This is a genomic window from uncultured Roseibium sp. (genome assembly GCF_947499295.1).
Classification (GTDB): Bacteria; Pseudomonadota; Alphaproteobacteria; order Rhizobiales; family Stappiaceae; genus Roseibium.
In genome coordinates, this window is sequence record NZ_CANMNP010000003.1 from 260,998 (window position 1) to 277,328 (window position 16,331).

The following is a 16,331-nucleotide window of genomic DNA, read 5'->3' on the forward strand; positions in this document are numbered from 1 at the left end:
GCTTTGGTGCATGCAACAACATCAACAAGACTTGGCCACTGAATTTCTCTGGGAGGGAGAACAATGAAGAACCTGCTAAAATCGCTGGCATTGGCATCCGTTGCCGTCACGCTCGCAACGTCGGTTTCTGCACAAGAACGGATCACTTACAAATCCGCAAAGACCACATCATCCTACTATCAGATGGGTGTTCAGATTGCCGAAGCGATGCAAGCTGGCACCGACGGCGGAGTTGTTGTGACGGTCGAAGAGAGCCAGGGCTCTGTTCAAAATGTCATGGAAGTTCGCGCTCGCGGTGGCGACTATGTGTTCACAACACCGCCGGCTCTGGTCGGTCTTGCACAAGGCGGCAAAGCCATGTTCGACGGGAAGAGCGACCCGTCGTTTGACACTATCCGCGCGCTTTTCCCAATTCCGTCCCTGACGATGCATTTTGTCGTATCGGCAGATAGCGGCGTTGAGACCTTTGAGGACCTGGAAGGAAAAACAATCTTGCTCGGCAGCGGGTCTTTCGGTGCACGCGAAGGTGAAAAATACCTCGGTCTTTTTGGCCTGGAAGGGAAAGTCACACTTGCGGATTCTGAACTTTCCAATGCTGTTTCCGCGTTGAAAAACGGACAAATTGATGGGTTTGTGACTGCCGGTTCTTATCCGGCTCCCAACGTGATTGAAGCGGCCGCTTCAACAGGTGTGCGTGTCTTGTCCTTGAGCGACGAACAGGTTGCAGCAACCAAGAGAACGCCTTTGACCATACCGGCTGGAACCTATGCAGGCCAGGATGCGGATGTTTCAACAACGTCCTTGCCGGTTGTGGCGTTCACCACCACCGCGATGAGTGACGATACGGCCTATCTCCTCACAAAGACCTTTTGGGAACAGAAGACCGAACTGGGCAGTGCAGCGGCATGGTGGAATGGTATCAGCCCGGACATGATCGCCAACATCACCACGGAAATTCATCCCGGTGCCATTCGTTATTACGAAGAGGTCGGCGCTCCTTTGACAGACGCACATCGATAAGCAAGACAGCACGCCCGGCTTTCTGGCCGGGCGTTGCTCTTATGCACATCTTCTCATGACATATACTCGTTCACACTTCGTCTGGGCCGCACTCGGACTGCTGATGATTGCAGCTCACCTGGGTCTGATTTTCTATGGTCTGGTGCCAAATCTCGTCGCCAGGCCATTGCACCTGGCGCTGATCCTGCCTTGGGTGTTTCTTTATTCAGCACAGTCCAGGCTCGATGCCTCCCTGGGTGCCGTTCTGACGGTTCTGGGCATCGGTTGCTGCGTCTGGATTGCGTTGAACCATCAGGATTTGAAAAATCAATACGGTTTCCTTGAAGGGACTGGCCAGAAAGTCATGGCATTCTTCCTGCTTGGTCTTGTGCTCGAGGCGGCGCGGCGCATGATCGGTTGGCCGCTGCCGACTGTCGCTGCGCTGATGCTCGCATACGGCCTTTTTGGAAATCACATTCCCGGACAGTTTGGTCATTCCGGTACGCCGCTGCCGAGTTTTCTCGGCACGCTTACCATAGCTGAAGGGGGGCTGTGGGGCAGTCTCACAGGCGTTTCCGTTGGCGTGGTTTCAGTTTTTGTAATCTTCGGGGCGGTTCTCAATGCCGGTGAAGCCGGGCAGGGGTTCATGAACGTAGCGGCAGGCGCCGCCGGGCGTCTGAAGGGCGGTGCTGCAAAGGTATCCGTTCTGTCTTCAGCCCTGTTTGGATCCATTTCCGGATCGGCGTCGGCGAATGTCGCTTCAACCGGAGCCGTCACTTTGCCTGCGATGTCCAAGCTGGGTTATCCGAGGCGTCTGGCCGCTGCCGTTGAAGCCGTTGCCTCTTCAGGTGGTCAGATCATGCCTCCGCTCATGGGAGCGGGCGCATTTGTCATGGTCGAGCTGACCGGTGTCCCATACACCGACATCATGTTTGCGGCTCTCTTGCCGGCGATCCTTTTCTTCTTCGCTGTGTGGGTCGGCATCGACGCCTATGCGACGCGCTACGCTCTCAAGGGCATCCCTGACGATGAGCGCCCCAGCCGGCGTGACATCTTGATCACGTCGTGTTTCTTCGCTGTGCCTTTTGCGGTGTTGTTGATTTCGATGTTTGCCCTGAAATTCACACCGCAATATTCGGCTGCCCTGGCGATTTTCGTGGGCCTGTTTGCTCTTCTCTTCAACGGGAAGACCGGGTTCGATCTTACCCTGGGCACTGAGCGGCTTGGCAATGCCTGTATCAATGCGGGCCGGCAAATCGCCATGATCGGCTCCATCATCATTTGCGCCGCCATCGTCATCGGTGTGCTTGGCATTACAGGACTTGGCGTGAAACTCACTTCATTCATCGTGTCAGGCTCCGGTGGACTTTTGTGGCCATCGCTATTGCTGACTGCCCTGGCGTGCCTGCTTCTGGGTATGGAAGTACCAACGACCGCCGCTTATGTCATTTGTGTTTCAGTAGCGGGTCCTGCACTGATCGATCTCGGGCTTGAACCGTTACAGGCCCACCTGTTTGTCTTCTGGTTTGCACTCTTGTCGACCATCACACCACCGGTGTGTGGCGCAGTATTCATTGCATCGGGCATGATCGGCGAGAACTGGCTGAAGGTTGCAGTGAGCGCGATGGCCCTCGGAATCGGCCTCTATTTCATACCTCTTGGTATGATCGCAAACCCCGAGATCATTGCGTTGAAGTCGAGTTTGGGTGGCGCACTGGCCGCCTTTGTTCAAATGGGGGCTGGGCTCGGGTGTTTGTCTTTCGCGATCATCTCGAAATTCAACTTTGCGGTCAGAGCGGCCCTGCTGGTCGTGGGACTTGGCATCTTCTTTGTTCGCTTGTTGGTGTGAGAACCTTGTGGCGCGGCCGGTTGAGTTGAGAGTGAGGTCAGCCGGCCTTGCCTCGCTCAAGCTTCATCCGCTAATCCGGTGTCTGAAATCACATGAAGAGCGGCTTTTGTGATGTGACCTCGCAAGAGGTTCTGGCCGGTCTTTGTGTCCCCGGACAAAACTGCGTCTTTCAGCTCATTGTGCTCATTCGCGCTTTTTTCGACCCAGCGGCGTCTCGACATCTCACTGCGATCATTCGCGTGTGCCATCAACCGGTAACGACGGCTTTGATCATATTGCACTGAGATCAGTTCAATCAGTTTGGGTGACCCACAATTGCCAGCGATGGCCATATGAAAGGTCTTGTTGCGTTCATCCCACTCCAGAGCCGCATTCATGGGGTCGGTCGGCATTTGGCGCTCAACTTCAGACAGAGCGTAGTGGGTGGCAACGACCGCTGAGCGCCAGTCGACGGTTGACCGTTCAATTGCCCAATCCAGCGCCAAAGCTTCGAGTTCGGCCCTGACCCGGATGCTATCGTGAAGCTCGTCCCGGGACGGATTGAGAACGCGAAAACCTTTCGACTCTTCGAAGCTTACATATCCCTCACCAACAAGAAGAGACAAAGCTTCACGGACCGATGGGTGCGACACTGAGTAGGTCCGTTTCAACCCTTCAATATTCAGCTTCACACCGGGTTTTATTATCCCTAGAGAGATGTCGAGGCGTAACTGATTGGACAGTGCAGCAATGACTGATCCTTGTTTTTGCACGTTCAGTTACCTCCCAAGTCCATCCATTCAAATTCTATTGGCAGCCTAGGATACGGGTTTGGCCATTGCAACAATTCAATAATATGCGATATCTAATCGTAATATGATTCAACGTGCCGAGAAATCGCCATGCAGGCAGGAGCGATTTAGATTGATGCTTGATTGGGATGTCTAGTTTCAAACCATTGAGGTCCATTGTGACTGGCGGTGCCGGTGCACTTGGCAGCGCCATTGTGCGGTCTTTATGCGAACGAGGCGACCAGGTCGTTTGCCTCGATAAGGATGTTCCGGCTACGAGTATCGCCGAGTTCATCAAGGTTGATGTCACGCATCGGCCATCTGTTGATCGAGCGATTGGAGGCGCTGTAGAGCGGTTGGGCGGGTTGGATGTCCTGGTTCATGCCGCAGGTATGATCAAGGCGGCAAGGTTCTGCGATCTCACCGAGGAAGAATTTGAAAGCCACCTTAACACCAACCTGCTCGGGGCGTTTCGAGTGGCTCAACAGGCAAGCACCCACATGATGGAAAGGGGCGGCAGGATCGTCTTCATAACTTCCATCCATGGACAGATCGGTGTCACGGGGCGTAGTGCCTATGCTGCTTCGAAAGGCGCTGTCGCGTCATTGGCGCGGGTAATGGCGGCAGAACTTGCGAAACATCGTATTCGCGTCAATGTTCTGGCTCCGGGCGCCGTCGATGGAGGCATGATGCCCGATCCCAAGTCACGTGATGGTTGGATAGCGGCCACACCCAGTGACAGGGTCGCTTACCTGGAAGAGGTCGCAGCTGTTGCCGCAATGCTTGCGTCTGATGAAGCGAGCTTCGTCAATGGACAAATTATTGCCGTCGACGGTGGCGCCAGCACGGTGCGCTCAATAGGCAGATAATTGAGCAAAGTGTGCCGAACAACGGCGACGATCCATTTCCGAAGTTGGAATGGGCTGGGTCCGTGTCAGCTCAGCCGGTAGTTTTCAAGGTGGCTGGTACAGGGATTTGATTTCAGGTGTGACCAGATCTTCTGCACAAGCGGCGATGGTGCGTCACGTTTCTTGAAGACCCAGATCTCCAGGTTGGTGTCGTATCGACCGTTCCCGGCCAACGCCAGCCGCCCTGCCTGAACATCTTCATAGGCGCTGCAGGCCGGCAGCCAAAGCATCTTCTGGTCAAGGTGGGCAAGCCGTTTCATGAATTCGCAGGTCCCACTCTGCGACGCACACACAAATGCCGGATCCTGTGCAGTCATTGATGAAAACAGGAGGTCTTCGACTTTGGAGAAATAACCGGTTTGGCCGTAGCCAATGTATTCAAGACCGGTGCTTGGAGGCTTGTCGACGTCGAAGGCGGGACGTCCGTTTGCATCAAGGGCAGTACAAAGATGCATAGTGTCATCGCCAAGTTTGATTGAATCGAATTCCTGATGCTCAAAAAATGCCGGTACCTCTGGCTTAAAATAGAGCACCAGCAGATCCATCTTTCGATCACCGAGCAGCTCCACCATTTCATAGAAATCGTAGCTGTCTATAGAAACGGAAAACGCACCGCAGCCCTGTTTGATTTGGTGAAGCCACTCAGGAACGAAGCTGAGCGCCAGAGACGTTGAGGCAGCAAGGCGAATGTCCGGTGTGGCGGCGGAATTTCGCCTTTGGAATTCAACGCGGTTGAGTTCCAGTTCCCTCAGCACGTTTTGTGCCGAAGCATGAAAGATTTCGCCTTCAGGCGTGAGCGAGACGGGGTAACTGCTTCGGTCAAAAAGTTCCGTGCCAAGCCAGGTTTCGAGGGCTTTGATCCTTCTGCTGAAGGCGGATTGAGTGATGTTGCGCTCATCTGCTGCCTGGGAAAAGTTTCCCCGTTTGCTCAAAACCAGAAAGTCGGCCAGCCAATTGGTGTCCACATCGTTTTTCCTTCTGAGGCCCTGCTGAATAAATAAGCAGCACGTAACATTATGCAAAATTTGCATAACAAGGCTGTTGGTTGAATTCAAGCAATCGATATAAGCTTTTGCTTCAGGTGCGGAAAACTTGCTCAGTCAACGAAGCGACACCGCACACGATCCCGCCGGTTCATACCGGCACCGACTCATTCGAATTATTCCAGAGGGGGAATGATCGTGAAATTTACAGCACCATTGAAAGGCCTGTCACTTGCCGCAGTCCTGGCGACTTCAGTCGCCTTTCCGGCAATTGCCGAGACGCCTGCAGATACGTTTGTGATTGCCCGCAACACGGCAGATGCGATTACGCTCGATCCAGCCGAATGCTTTGAATTCACCGGCAGCCGGATTGTTGCAAACATTTATGAGCGACTGTTCCTGTTCGAGCCGGACGACCTGACTAAACTTGTTGGCGGCATTGCAGAATCCTACGAGTTTTCCGAAGACGGCAAGAAAATCACCGTCAAACTGCGCCCGGGCCTGACGTTCCATTCAGGCAATCCTGTCACAGCCGCTGATGTTGCCTATTCGCTGAGCCGGGCCGTCAAACTGGACAAGACACCGGCCTTTATCATCAAGCAGATCGGGTGGACCGCAGACAATGTCGACGAAGCAGTCGTTGCCGTTGATGATGGTACCGTCGAAATCAACATTCTTGCTGATTTGTCACCCGCGCTCGTACTGAACCTTTTGTCTTCAAGTGTTGCATCCATAGTTGACATGAAAGAGGTTCAGGAACACGAAGTCGACGGCGACATGGGCTATGCTTGGCTGAAAGACAATTCCGCTGGTTCCGGTCCTTTCATGTTGAAGAACTGGAAAGCCAACGAAGTCGTCATGCTGGAAGCCTTTGACGGCTATCGGCAGGGCAAACCCGCGATGAACCGCGTCGTCATTCGCCACGTGGCTGAGCCTTCCGCACAACGTCTTCTGCTTGAAAAGGGTGACGTTGACGCTGCGATGGAATTGACGGCTGATCAGCTTAAGGGACTTGCCGGCAATAGTGATGTTTCTGCCGAGAGCTACCCCAAGGGATACCTGATGTATCTGGCGTCCAACATGGAGCATCCGGTTCTATCGAAACCGGAAGTTCGTGAGGCGCTGAAATATATGGTCGATTATGACGGCATGGTCGGTTCGTTCCTCGATGGACAGTACAAGATCCATCAGAACTTCTGGCCGTCGGGCATGTGGGCTGCAGCCACGGATACACCGTACAGCCAAAACATGGACAAGGCGAAAGCCCTGATTGCGGACGCCGGTCTGGACGCCGACACAAAAATCACCATTGACACGCTGAACAAGTCACCGTTCACGGAAGTTGCTCAAAGTGTTCAGGCCAGCCTGAAGGAGCTCGGTATCGACTCGGAGATCATCTTGTCCGACGGTGCAACACTCTGGCCAAAATACCGCGCACGCAAACATGAATTGATCGTTGCGCGCTGGGGCCCGGATTACTCTGATCCGCATTCGAATGCCGATGCATTTGCGCATAACCCGAACAATGACTTCGAAGCCAAGCTGACCGGCAAGCTGACATGGCGAAACGCCTGGCCTGCAGAAGGTTTGACCGAGTTGACCGATCAGGCGGCAGCCGAATCCGATCCGGCCAAGCGTGAAGCTACCTATGCCAAGCTGCAGAAGATGGTTCAGGAGGATTCTCCGTTCACCATCATGTTCCAGGCGATCGGCACATTTGGTCAGCGCGCAAATGTCAAAGGCTTCGTCAATGGCGTGACCTCCGACCAGGCGTACTACAAGACAGTGACCAAGTAAGATCTGGTCTGATGGTTCGTGCATCTGAGTGAAGATGCGCGGACCATTGACGGTTTGTGATGCGCGCTCCCGCGCTTTTTGCAGCATGGGAGCGTGATTTTACTTGTTCAAGGATCCTGCCAACTTGCTTGTCACTCGACCATCTATTCGTCCTCATTCCAAACGCGTACAGTCAAGATGCAATGTGCCGAGAAAAACCGTGGCGGCAAGGCTGCTGGGCCCATTTTCAAAAGGCGCTTTTGAATGACTGATAGCGCCGCGACACCGCGCCCGGCAGTGGACTTCAAACCCTATCTGAATGTTGCCCGGAAAATCGGCGGCGGCATCCTAATGTTGGCCCTGACTTTTATCGGTCTGACCGCAGTCACCTTCGTCATCGGGCGTATCATGCCCAATGACCCCGTTGTCGCCATTGTCGGAGACAGAGCGTCGAAGGAAGTTTATGACGCCATGTTTTTGCAGCTCGGCCTCGACAAGCCGATCTGGCAGCAATACCTTATCTTCCTGAGTGACGTCCTGCGCGGCGATTTCGGCAACTCGGTGATGACGGGGCAGCCCGTTCTGGAGGACATCAAGCGGTTTTTTCCAGCAACGCTGGAATTGGCCACGATCGCAACGGTTGTCGGCGTGATAATAGGTATTCCCGCTGGTGTTTTCGCTGCCGTCCGCCAAGGTACGCTCATCGATCACTGCGTTCGGGTCATCGGTCTACTTGGCCACTCCATCCCGATTTTCTGGCTCGGCATGGTCGCATTGCTGGTCTTTTATGCCAAGCTGGACTGGGTGGCCGGTCCTGGCCGGATTGACTTCTTCTACGACGGTATCGTCGATCCGGTGACAGGTGTCATCATGATCGACGCTGCGATTGCCGGCGAATGGGATGTGTTCCAGAATGCATTGTCCCATGTCATCCTGCCGGCTTCCATGCTGGCAATCTATTCACTGGCCTATATTGCCCGCATGACGCGGTCCTTCATGCTGGACCAGCTCAATCAGGAATATGTTCTAACGGCGCGCGTGAAGGGGCTGGGTGAGGGGACGGTGATCTGGTACCACGCGTTCCGGAACGTGATGGTTCAGCTGATCACCATCATCGGACTGACCTATGCCAGCCTGCTCGAAGGTTCCGTTCTGACCGAGACGGTGTTTGCCTGGCCTGGCATTGGGCAATACATCACCAATTCGTTGTTCAACGCTGACATGAACGCCGTGATAGGCGGAACACTGGTCGTTGGTATCTCCTTCGTTTTCATCAACATGCTGTCTGACATGCTCTATCGCATCGTCGATCCGAGGGCGAAATAATGTCGGAGCACACGCAAACCTCAAGTTCCGTTGTGTCCTGGTTGCTGGCCGACTCGCCGCACAATGCTTTCCAGGCCCGTTGCCAGCGCGCCTATATCAGCTGGCTCTCATTCAAGTCCAATCCGATTGCGATGCTCGGCTTTTTCATCGTGCTCTTCCTCTGTCTGGTTGCTCTTTTCGCTCCACTGCTGACCTCCGGGGACGGGACGACGCAGGAGCTTTCCAATCGCCTCGCTCCGCCAAGCTCTGAGCATTGGTTCGGGACAGACGAACTTGGGCGGGACATTTACGACAGGATTGTCTGGGGGTCGCGGGTGACGCTCTACATCATCTTTCTGGTGTCGATCATCGTGATGCCCATTGGCCTTATCATCGGCACAACAGCCGGGCTGTTCGGCGGTGTTGTCGATGCGACATTGATGCGGATCACCGACATCTTTCTGGCCTTTCCCCGTTTGATCCTTGCGTTGGCATTTGTCGCCGTTCTTGGCCCCGGACTGGAGAACGCGGTACTCGCCATCGCCTTGACGACCTGGTCGCCCTATGCGCGCCTTGCGCGGGCCGAAACACTGACCCTGCGCAACTCAGAATACATCCTGGCAGCGCAGATCATGGGCGCGTCGCGCGTGCGGGTCCTGCTGGCACATATCATGCCAATGTGCATGTCTTCCACAATCGTTCGTCTGACGCTGGACATGGCCGGGATCATCCTGACCGCTGCCGGCCTCGGCTTCCTGGGTCTTGGCGCGCAACCACCGCTCGCCGAATGGGGGGCGATGATCGCCTCTGGACGCGACTATCTGCTGGATCAATGGTGGGTGCCGACCATTCCGGGCATCGCTATCCTGGTTGTCTCGCTCGGCTTCAACCTGCTGGGCGACGGTCTGCGCGATGTTCTCGACCCGCGCAGTTCAGGGGGGCACTGATCATGAACGGAAGTTTCAACAAGGAGCCTCTGCGCGAAGAACCGATGTTGTCGGTTCGTGACCTTCATGTGCGCTTTTCGACCTCCAAAGGCCTTGTTCATGCCGTTCGCGGTGTCAGCTTTGACCTTGGCCGGGAGAGGCTTGGAATTGTCGGCGAGTCCGGGTCAGGCAAGTCTCAAACCGGACGGGCACTTCTGCGCCTGACAGCGGGCAACGGACGCATTGAGGCAGAAAAACTGATGTTCAGCGGCATGGATCTGATGCACGCGAATGCCAGGACAATGCGAAACATTCGCGGTTCGCGCATCTCCATGATCATGCAGGATCCCAAATACTCGCTGAACCCGGTGCTGACCGTGGGCGCACAGATTGCCGAATCCTGCCGACGGCATGAAAACATTCCCCGGACGGAAGCAAAAAAGCGGGCGCTTTCAATGCTCGACACAGTTCACATCCGTGAACCGGAAAAGGTTTACTCCCTTTATCCGCATCAGGTGTCGGGTGGCATGGGCCAACGCATCATGATCGCGATGATGCTGATTACGAATCCCGACGTGATGATCGCGGACGAACCGACCTCCGCACTGGATGTGACCGTACAGATGCAGGTGCTCTCGTTGCTTGATGACATGGTGCGAGAACGTGGCATGGGTCTCGTACTGATCAGTCACGACTTGCAGCTGGTCTCCAGTTTTTGTGACCGGGTGCTTGTCATGTATGGCGGTCGTATCATGGAAACGCTCGATGCCAAGCGTCTCGATGAAGCGCAACATCCCTATACGAGAGGGCTTCTCAATTGCTTGCCGAGGCTTGACGGTCGGCACGACGACCTGCCTGTTCTTGAACGGGACCCTGCCTGGCTCGCGCAGCCAAGCGACGCCAGCGGGGTGTTCGAGCAATGATTGATATCAACGACTTCAGCATTACTTTCGGTTCGGGCAAAAACCAGATCCAAGCAGTCAAGAATTTCAATCTGTCGGTCGCAGAAGGAGAAAGTTTCGGACTTGTCGGTGAATCGGGCTCTGGAAAATCAACCGTTCTGAGAGCCATGGTCGGTATCTATTCCCACTGGACCGGGACTATCAGAATTGATGGGCAGCCAATTGCCCACAAACGAACACCTGCCTCCCGCAAACATATGCAGATGGTGTTCCAGGATCCCTACGGCTCGCTGCATCCGCGCAGGACAGTCGATGCCACTTTAAGTGAGCCGCTGATCATCCACGGAATGGATAAACGCGAAGAACGGGTTCTGAAAATCCTGGGCGAAGTCGGCCTTGGCCCGGAATACCGTTTTCGCTATCCGCATCAGCTTTCCGGTGGGCAGCGCCAGCGTGTCGCCATTGCGCGCGCGCTCATTCTGGAGCCGCGGGTCATCCTGCTTGATGAGCCGACCAGCGCGCTGGACGTGTCTGTCCAGGCGGAAATTCTGAACCTTCTTTCGGCACTTCGGAAGGCGCATGGCCTGACCTATGTGATGGTCAGCCACGACCTTGCCGTTGTCGGTCATCTTTGCAGCCGAATTGCGGTGATGAACCGCGGAGTGGTGGTTGAGGAAATGAGTGAAGATCAGATGCGCACAGGCGATCTCAAGCACGAATATACGCGCCAGCTCTGGACTGCATCGCATGGTTACGATCGCAAGGCGTTGGCAGGGTTCAAGGAAATTGCATGAAAAAGGCCGAATGAGTTTCGCCTTTCGATGGACTGAGACCAGCTCTGAATGCACATGAGCGATGGTGGTGCTTCAGATGGCAGTCATAGGACGAAAACCATTCGTCAGCGGTGAATTCAGTTGTAAGGTAGTGTGCTAGACGTTTAACGCGTCGCTGGCAACGTGCTAACTTCGAGCTGAAAGACACTCGAAAAACCAACACAATCGAAAAATTGGGCTTTTATTCAAAGACATAAACGCAGGGAGTGGGCAAAACGGAGGACTTGGACGATGTCGATAAGTCGGAAGATTGCCATGACGGGCGCATTTGTGTGTTTCCTGTTCGGTATCAATGCTGTTTATGGAGAGGAGCGGCTGAGCGGAAGCGATCAGTCTTCATGCGGCCCGCATAGGGCCACCATACTTGACCTCGCTGATCGTATTATTTCAGAGCGCCCGCGGGTCAAAAGGTTTTCACAACGGCATTTTGGAACAGCAGCTACCTATTTGAAGCTGCGCTACGACGATTTGGGCATGGCCGCCGGACTGGAGCTTCTGGATCACGTTCAAGCTGGTACTCAACGCCAAGCTCAGGGCCTGACTAATGTGCGGCTAGCCTTCGCGATCTCCAAATCGGGCATAGAAGAAGGTTTGAAAGCGGATGATCGACCTGCGGTCGAAATCTTTGCCGATTTTTCGCCCGTTGTCATGCGACAAATCCTGTTGGCTGATGCTGGCGCAACTTTCTTTGAATTGCTGACAGCGGTGCGGAACAGTCCTGACTTGGTCAAAGGCTTTGAAGCTCGGTATTTCAGCGGGCTTGGCGTTCACAACTGGGTTGTTGATCAAAGCGATGACTTCAAATTGACATTGGCCCGAAATGCGGAAGCTGCCGGGGAATTGGGTGTTGCTGCCATGGTTCTAGGCTCGCGCCAGGAGCTGTCGGAGTATGATGCCTTGCTCGAGAGGCACCAGGAAGAGGACCTGGCAAAGCTGGCGGGGCCTGACAAGCTGACGACCTATCTTGCGTCGATCTATTATCAAAACGCCCCGGTTCCTGTTCCCGGAGATGATGATGAGCGCCGGCAACGGCGTGTGCATTATCATGAGATACTGCGAGCTTCTTCCCAGATGGGGGGAATGGCGTGGCTGAGCATTCTCTTCAATCAAACGGGAGCCGAAGGCCCGATTGCGGGTGTATCTCGTGACTTTCTCGCTGAAATCGAAGCCGCGCGTCTGCAGCCAAGAGCCGAGCTCGAACCTGCTTGGGTATATCTTTATGGGCTTTTGTCCGACGATTTGGGCAATGAAAATCTGCGCCAGCAGATGGCGAGTTTTAGCTTGGGAAAAACTGTCCGCCACTATGCGGATACTGCGCAAACCACCTTGAATTGGATGATTGCGAGGCAGGCTATGGTCCCCTACCTGACCGAGACCGATACTGGTCTTCCATCGCGACCTTCAGTATTGCCACCGGATTTCGATTGGGAGGCTTGGATGGCGGCGGCGTCAGCAGTTCAAAGTGGCAAAGACGATCTGCCGCTGGGGGTCGATCGAACAATTTACTTGGAGCTGCTGCTCGCAAAGGGAGACGTCACGCAAGCGCTGGAGTTGGCGAACAAGTTTTTGCCGCCAACGGATCGGCTCTGGTTTTACCGGGATGTCATGATCCGGCTCGACCAACTTTGTGACGGGTATACGGTTTATCCTGGCGCTGAGTTGAGCATGGGTGGCGACATTCTTTACCGCTTTGCCGGGGAGTGAATTTTCGGGTCTGGCGTTAGCGTCCCGTTCGCCAGATCGGCAATCTGTCGACGGGTTGTTTTGCATGGATGCATCAACAGTAGCGTTCGGGCCCGTTCCACTGGTCTACCGAATACCGGTCGCCATGTGCCCAGCCCACAGGCAGAACGGCTTCGATGCGTTCAAGATCCGCATCTGAAAGGGTCAGGTCTGCTCCGGAGATGCATTCACGCAAATGGCTCACTGAGCGGGTGCCCGGGATCGGGATCACATGAGGCCCGCGGCTGAGCAGCCAGGCATTGGCCAATCCTGCAGCGGTCGTACCCATTTCAGCAGCAAGCTTTCGAAAGCCTTCGGTGAGGCGAAGGTTTTCGGTCAGGTTCGGTTCCATGAAACGTGGGTTCCCGCCTAGAAAGGGCAAGTTTGCAAGAGCTTCACGCGAGATCGGATTGTCGGTCAGGAGTGAGCGGCCGACAGGCGAGAAAGCCACCATGGCAACGCCAAGTTCGGCGCAAGCCTGCACCAGCCCAAGGTCCGGGAACCGCGTGGAGAGCGAATATTCCGATTGAACGGCAGCGATTGGAAAGGCTTTCATGGCGCGGCGCAGCGTTGAAGGTGCAATTTCCGACAGGCCGATCGCGCGGGTCTTGCCTTTTTCAACCAACCTCCCAAGATTTGTTGCCGTTTCTTCCGGGGTGAAGCGGGTGTCGCGCCGATGCGCATAAAACAGGTCCACGCACTCGACCCCAAGCCGTTGAAGCGACTTGTCCAGTTCCGCTTCAAGATGCTCTGCGGAGTTGTCGAAGATGCGATTGCCGTCTGAATCTCTGGTTATGGTGGCCTTCGTCGCGATGATGAACTCGTCCCGGGCTGCCGGATTGGCCTTCAGGTAGGTTCCGATCGCGTTTTCCGATTTTCCCATACCGTAAATATTAGCCGTATCAAGGTGTGTAACACCCAATTCACGACATGCATCAAGGACTGCATGGCTCTCGGCTTCGTTGGTTGGCCCATACATGTCGGAAAAGGACATGGCGCCATAGCCAATCGCGCCGATTTCAGGACCGTCGGCACCCAGTTTGCGTTTTTGCATATGTCCCTCTGAGTGTTGGGGAAATTGGAGAATTCTATCTGAGTTTGTTGTTTTAGTGCCCAAATGCGTTGAAGTCCAAGGGCTGAATATTCCTTCAGCATAGCGGCAGATTGCACAACGAGCCTTTGGAACAGTGTTGATGCCTGCAAACTAGAGCTCCCAAAGAGGCGGTCTGCCGATTTTTTCCATCAGGAAATCGATAAAGACACGCACCTTTGCAGTCAGGACATTTGATTTTGGATAGACAAGCCATATGGCCGATTTGTCATGCACTTCATAGTCGGGGAGAACGCGCACAAGAGTGCCCTGCTTCAGTTCCTGATAGACGCTCCAGAAAGAGTTCATCGAAATGCCTGCTCCATTGACAGTCGAAATTTTCATACAGGTTCCGTCATCGAAGGTGAGGCGGTTTTCAGCATTCGGGGGAGGGAATACGGCGTATGGTTCTTCTTTTGCGGCAACGAGTTTGCGCGGAGGACCTTCTCGAAACACAAGAAGACGATGTGTTGCCAGATCATCAGGAGAAGACGGAAAACCGTTGCGTTCCAGATAGTCCGGCGAAGCGCAAAGAATGCGCCGATCATCCGCGAGTTTCCTGGCTCTGAGACTGCTGTCCTCAATTGCATAGTTTCGCAATGCCAGATCGTAAGCTCCTTCGATCAAGTCCATTTGCGTGTCGGACAGCTTGAGCTGAATGTCGATCCCGGGAAAACGGTCGAGAAATTCACCCAGTATCGGAGCAATGAAGAGCTGGGCGAAGGAACTTGGAGCGGCAAAGCGCAACGTCCCTTTGACCTGCCTCCCGTCGTGGCCCTGCGCGGCAAAGAAGGCATCTTCCTGGGCAAGAATTTCTCGAGCAAAAGGGAGAAATTCGGCTCCCTCGAGCGACAGGGATACCTTTCGCGTGGACCGGTGCAGCAAGTCCGAACCCACCTGTTTTTCAAGCTTTGAAAGGCGCGCACTCGCAACGGCCTGTGCCAATCCAAGCTGGCGTCCAGCGGCGCTGATATTCAGCATATCTGCTGCCAGCACGAACAGCCTAATACACTCTGTATCCATTCGATTGGTTCCGGTTTTTCAATTTCCCGTTCGACAAAAACGTATGGCGCCGGTTGCTGCCAATCACCTCTGTGAATGCCGTAGACCTGATCCTGCCAGAAGACATATGAGGACTTTCACCGGGCTTTTTTCGGTTCAAGTACTCTAATTAACTTGAAGAAACGATTACTGAAACATTTATTTGCCGGATTAATAGAAAAATCTGGTTAGTGTAGTTCTGGCTCTGCGGAGCACGAGATGCCTCCGTGACACGCGACCACTTTAGCGGAGCTGATTTCGATGAAGGGTCGTGTGCACCGTAATTGGATTAGGAGCGCACACATGAAGTACGAAAACTTCTCCACCTTCGATGTAAAAGTGGACAACGGAATTGCGACGGTAACCTTTGATTTTGGGACCGTGAATGTTCAGGGACAGGAAATGCTGGCCGATCTGAACAGTCTTGCAATGCGGTTGGAAAGAGACCGTGAAACCAAGGTTGTCGTGTTCCAGTCAGCCAATCCCGAAATCTGGGTTTGTCACTATGACACTGAACTGTTGAAGGATATGTCGACAGAAGCCGTGTCACGCGAAGAAGCGCAACTTCTCGATCTGCAGTCGGTTTGTGAGCGCATCAGCAAGGTTCCTCAAGCGACGATTGCCAAACTGGAGGGCTTTGCGCGCGGTGGAGGGCACGAGCTGGCGCTGGCGCTCGACATGCGCTTTGCAGCTCGAGGAAAGTTCAAATTTATGCAGATGGAAGTTGGTATGGGGATCTTGCCATGCGGCGGCGGAGCCTCACGCATGGCGCGCCAAACCGGCCTTGGCCGCGCATTGGAGATCATCTTGAGCGCTCGCGATTTCGATGCCGATGAAGCGGAAGCAATGGGAACGATCAACAAGGCACTCGAACCGGATGAGATTGGCGACTATGTGGATACTTTGGCCAAGCGTATTGCGCAATTCCCTGCTGAATCCATCAACGCCTGCAAACAAATGGTCTACGAATCCATAGACAAGCCGATCGATGAGGCCCTGAAAGCCGAAGCTTACTGGCTGTATCAGGCGACCAGCAAAACGCCGGCTGTCAAGCGTTTCACCATTGCAGACGAGCAAGGACTGGAACACGACATTGAAAACCAGCGCAACTGGAACGAACTTGTCATGAAAGTTCAGGAAATCAACGACTGACCTTTAGCGTCAATTGGAAGGCCACCTGCTGTTGCGGGTGGCCTTTTGTCGTTTTGCTGAAATAGCGGCACTTGA

Annotated in this window: 14 protein-coding genes; 10 read left to right on the top strand and 4 right to left on the bottom strand. The window is 54.4% G+C overall.

Annotated features, from left to right (window positions below):
* Nucleotides 1-63: 63 nt before the first annotated feature.
* Together Q0835_RS07730 and Q0835_RS07735 are read left to right on the top strand one after the other, a co-directional pair.
* Nucleotides 64-1,020 carry a TAXI family TRAP transporter solute-binding subunit gene (locus Q0835_RS07730; protein WP_298822489.1) on the top strand — a complete coding sequence of 319 codons (957 nt, stop codon included), beginning with the start codon at nucleotides 64-66 and terminating at the stop codon, nucleotides 1,018-1,020.
* 55 nt (nucleotides 1,021-1,075) lie between these two features.
* The gene (locus Q0835_RS07735; RefSeq protein WP_298959930.1) at nucleotides 1,076-2,848 is read left to right on the top strand and encodes a TRAP transporter fused permease subunit; all 1,773 of its coding nucleotides are present in this window, start codon (nucleotides 1,076-1,078) and stop codon (nucleotides 2,846-2,848) included.
* A 56-nt stretch (nucleotides 2,849-2,904) separates the two neighbouring features.
* On the opposite strand, the gene Q0835_RS07740 is transcribed toward Q0835_RS07735, so the two are convergent.
* Nucleotides 2,905-3,600 carry an FCD domain-containing protein gene (locus Q0835_RS07740; RefSeq protein WP_298959936.1) on the bottom strand — a complete coding sequence of 232 codons (696 nt, stop codon included), beginning with the start codon at nucleotides 3,598-3,600 and terminating at the stop codon, nucleotides 2,905-2,907.
* Nucleotides 3,601-3,797: 197 nt separating this feature from the next.
* Between Q0835_RS07740 and Q0835_RS07745 the strand changes: the two genes are divergently transcribed.
* Nucleotides 3,798-4,487, top strand: a complete 690-nt coding sequence (locus Q0835_RS07745; protein WP_298959939.1) for an SDR family oxidoreductase — start codon at nucleotides 3,798-3,800, stop codon at nucleotides 4,485-4,487.
* A 65-nt stretch (nucleotides 4,488-4,552) separates the two neighbouring features.
* On the opposite strand, the gene Q0835_RS07750 is transcribed toward Q0835_RS07745, so the two are convergent.
* Nucleotides 4,553-5,491, bottom strand: coding sequence for a LysR family transcriptional regulator (locus tag Q0835_RS07750; RefSeq protein ID WP_298822493.1), 939 nt, complete (start codon nucleotides 5,489-5,491; stop codon nucleotides 4,553-4,555).
* Nucleotides 5,492-5,707: 216 nt separating this feature from the next.
* Here Q0835_RS07750 and Q0835_RS07755 point away from each other — a divergent pair, with 216 nt between their 5' ends.
* The 6 genes from Q0835_RS07755 (at nucleotide 5,708) to Q0835_RS07780 (ending at nucleotide 12,955) form a co-directional block, all read left to right on the top strand.
* Nucleotides 5,708-7,306 carry an ABC transporter substrate-binding protein gene (locus Q0835_RS07755; RefSeq protein ID WP_298959941.1) on the top strand — a complete coding sequence of 533 codons (1,599 nt, stop codon included), beginning with the start codon at nucleotides 5,708-5,710 and terminating at the stop codon, nucleotides 7,304-7,306.
* 330 nt (nucleotides 7,307-7,636) lie between these two features.
* Nucleotides 7,637-8,611 carry an ABC transporter permease gene (locus Q0835_RS07760; protein WP_298960174.1) on the top strand — a complete coding sequence of 325 codons (975 nt, stop codon included), beginning with the start codon at nucleotides 7,637-7,639 and terminating at the stop codon, nucleotides 8,609-8,611.
* Nucleotides 8,611-9,537 (top strand): ABC transporter permease, encoded by a 927-nt coding sequence (locus Q0835_RS07765; RefSeq protein WP_298822496.1) that lies wholly within the window; start codon nucleotides 8,611-8,613, stop codon nucleotides 9,535-9,537. The genes Q0835_RS07760 and Q0835_RS07765 overlap by 1 nt, the downstream gene beginning before the upstream one ends.
* A 2-nt stretch (nucleotides 9,538-9,539) precedes the next feature.
* Complete coding sequence (locus Q0835_RS07770) at nucleotides 9,540-10,439, top strand: ABC transporter ATP-binding protein (RefSeq protein WP_298822497.1); 900 nt, start codon at nucleotides 9,540-9,542, stop codon at nucleotides 10,437-10,439.
* Nucleotides 10,436-11,212, top strand: a complete 777-nt coding sequence (locus Q0835_RS07775) for an ABC transporter ATP-binding protein (RefSeq protein ID WP_298959944.1) — start codon at nucleotides 10,436-10,438, stop codon at nucleotides 11,210-11,212. Before Q0835_RS07770 ends, Q0835_RS07775 begins: the two co-directional genes overlap by 4 nt.
* 270 nt (nucleotides 11,213-11,482) lie before the next feature.
* A complete protein-coding gene (locus Q0835_RS07780; protein WP_298959947.1) occupies nucleotides 11,483-12,955 on the top strand; it encodes a hypothetical protein in 1,473 nt (490 codons plus the stop codon).
* 73 nt (nucleotides 12,956-13,028) lie between these two features.
* Here the strand turns inward: Q0835_RS07780 and Q0835_RS07785 are convergent, their stop codons facing one another.
* Nucleotides 13,029-14,027 (bottom strand): aldo/keto reductase, encoded by a 999-nt coding sequence (locus Q0835_RS07785; protein WP_298822500.1) that lies wholly within the window; start codon nucleotides 14,025-14,027, stop codon nucleotides 13,029-13,031.
* Nucleotides 14,028-14,177: 150 nt separating this feature from the next.
* Entirely contained in the window at nucleotides 14,178-15,086 is a 909-nt protein-coding gene (locus tag Q0835_RS07790) for a LysR family transcriptional regulator (protein ID WP_298822502.1), read from the bottom strand.
* 321 nt (nucleotides 15,087-15,407) lie between these two features.
* On the opposite strand from Q0835_RS07790, the gene Q0835_RS07795 reads away from it, so the two are divergent.
* Entirely contained in the window at nucleotides 15,408-16,256 is an 849-nt protein-coding gene (locus tag Q0835_RS07795) for an enoyl-CoA hydratase/isomerase family protein (protein ID WP_298959950.1), read from the top strand.
* Nucleotides 16,257-16,331: the final 75 nt, after the last annotated feature.

What these genes read in the sequence shown, in the direction of transcription:
- Q0835_RS07770 (WP_298822497.1), top strand. Translation starts at nt 9,540, where the DNA reads ATGAACGGAAGTTTCAACAAGGAGCCTCTGCGCGAAGAACCGATGTTG.
- Q0835_RS07795 (WP_298959950.1), top strand. Translation starts at nt 15,408, where the DNA reads ATGAAGTACGAAAACTTCTCCACCTTCGATGTAAAAGTGGACAACGGA.
- Q0835_RS07785 (WP_298822500.1), bottom strand. Translation starts at nt 14,027, where the DNA reads ATGCAAAAACGCAAACTGGGTGCCGACGGTCCTGAAATCGGCGCGATT.
- Q0835_RS07790 (WP_298822502.1), bottom strand. Translation starts at nt 15,086, where the DNA reads ATGGATACAGAGTGTATTAGGCTGTTCGTGCTGGCAGCAGATATGCTG.
- Q0835_RS07780 (WP_298959947.1), top strand. Translation starts at nt 11,483, where the DNA reads ATGTCGATAAGTCGGAAGATTGCCATGACGGGCGCATTTGTGTGTTTC.
- Q0835_RS07775 (WP_298959944.1), top strand. Translation starts at nt 10,436, where the DNA reads ATGATTGATATCAACGACTTCAGCATTACTTTCGGTTCGGGCAAAAAC.
- Q0835_RS07765 (WP_298822496.1), top strand. Translation starts at nt 8,611, where the DNA reads ATGTCGGAGCACACGCAAACCTCAAGTTCCGTTGTGTCCTGGTTGCTG.
- Q0835_RS07760 (WP_298960174.1), top strand. Translation starts at nt 7,637, where the DNA reads ATGTTGGCCCTGACTTTTATCGGTCTGACCGCAGTCACCTTCGTCATC.
- Q0835_RS07730 (WP_298822489.1), top strand. Translation starts at nt 64, where the DNA reads ATGAAGAACCTGCTAAAATCGCTGGCATTGGCATCCGTTGCCGTCACG.
- Q0835_RS07735 (WP_298959930.1), top strand. Translation starts at nt 1,076, where the DNA reads ATGACATATACTCGTTCACACTTCGTCTGGGCCGCACTCGGACTGCTG.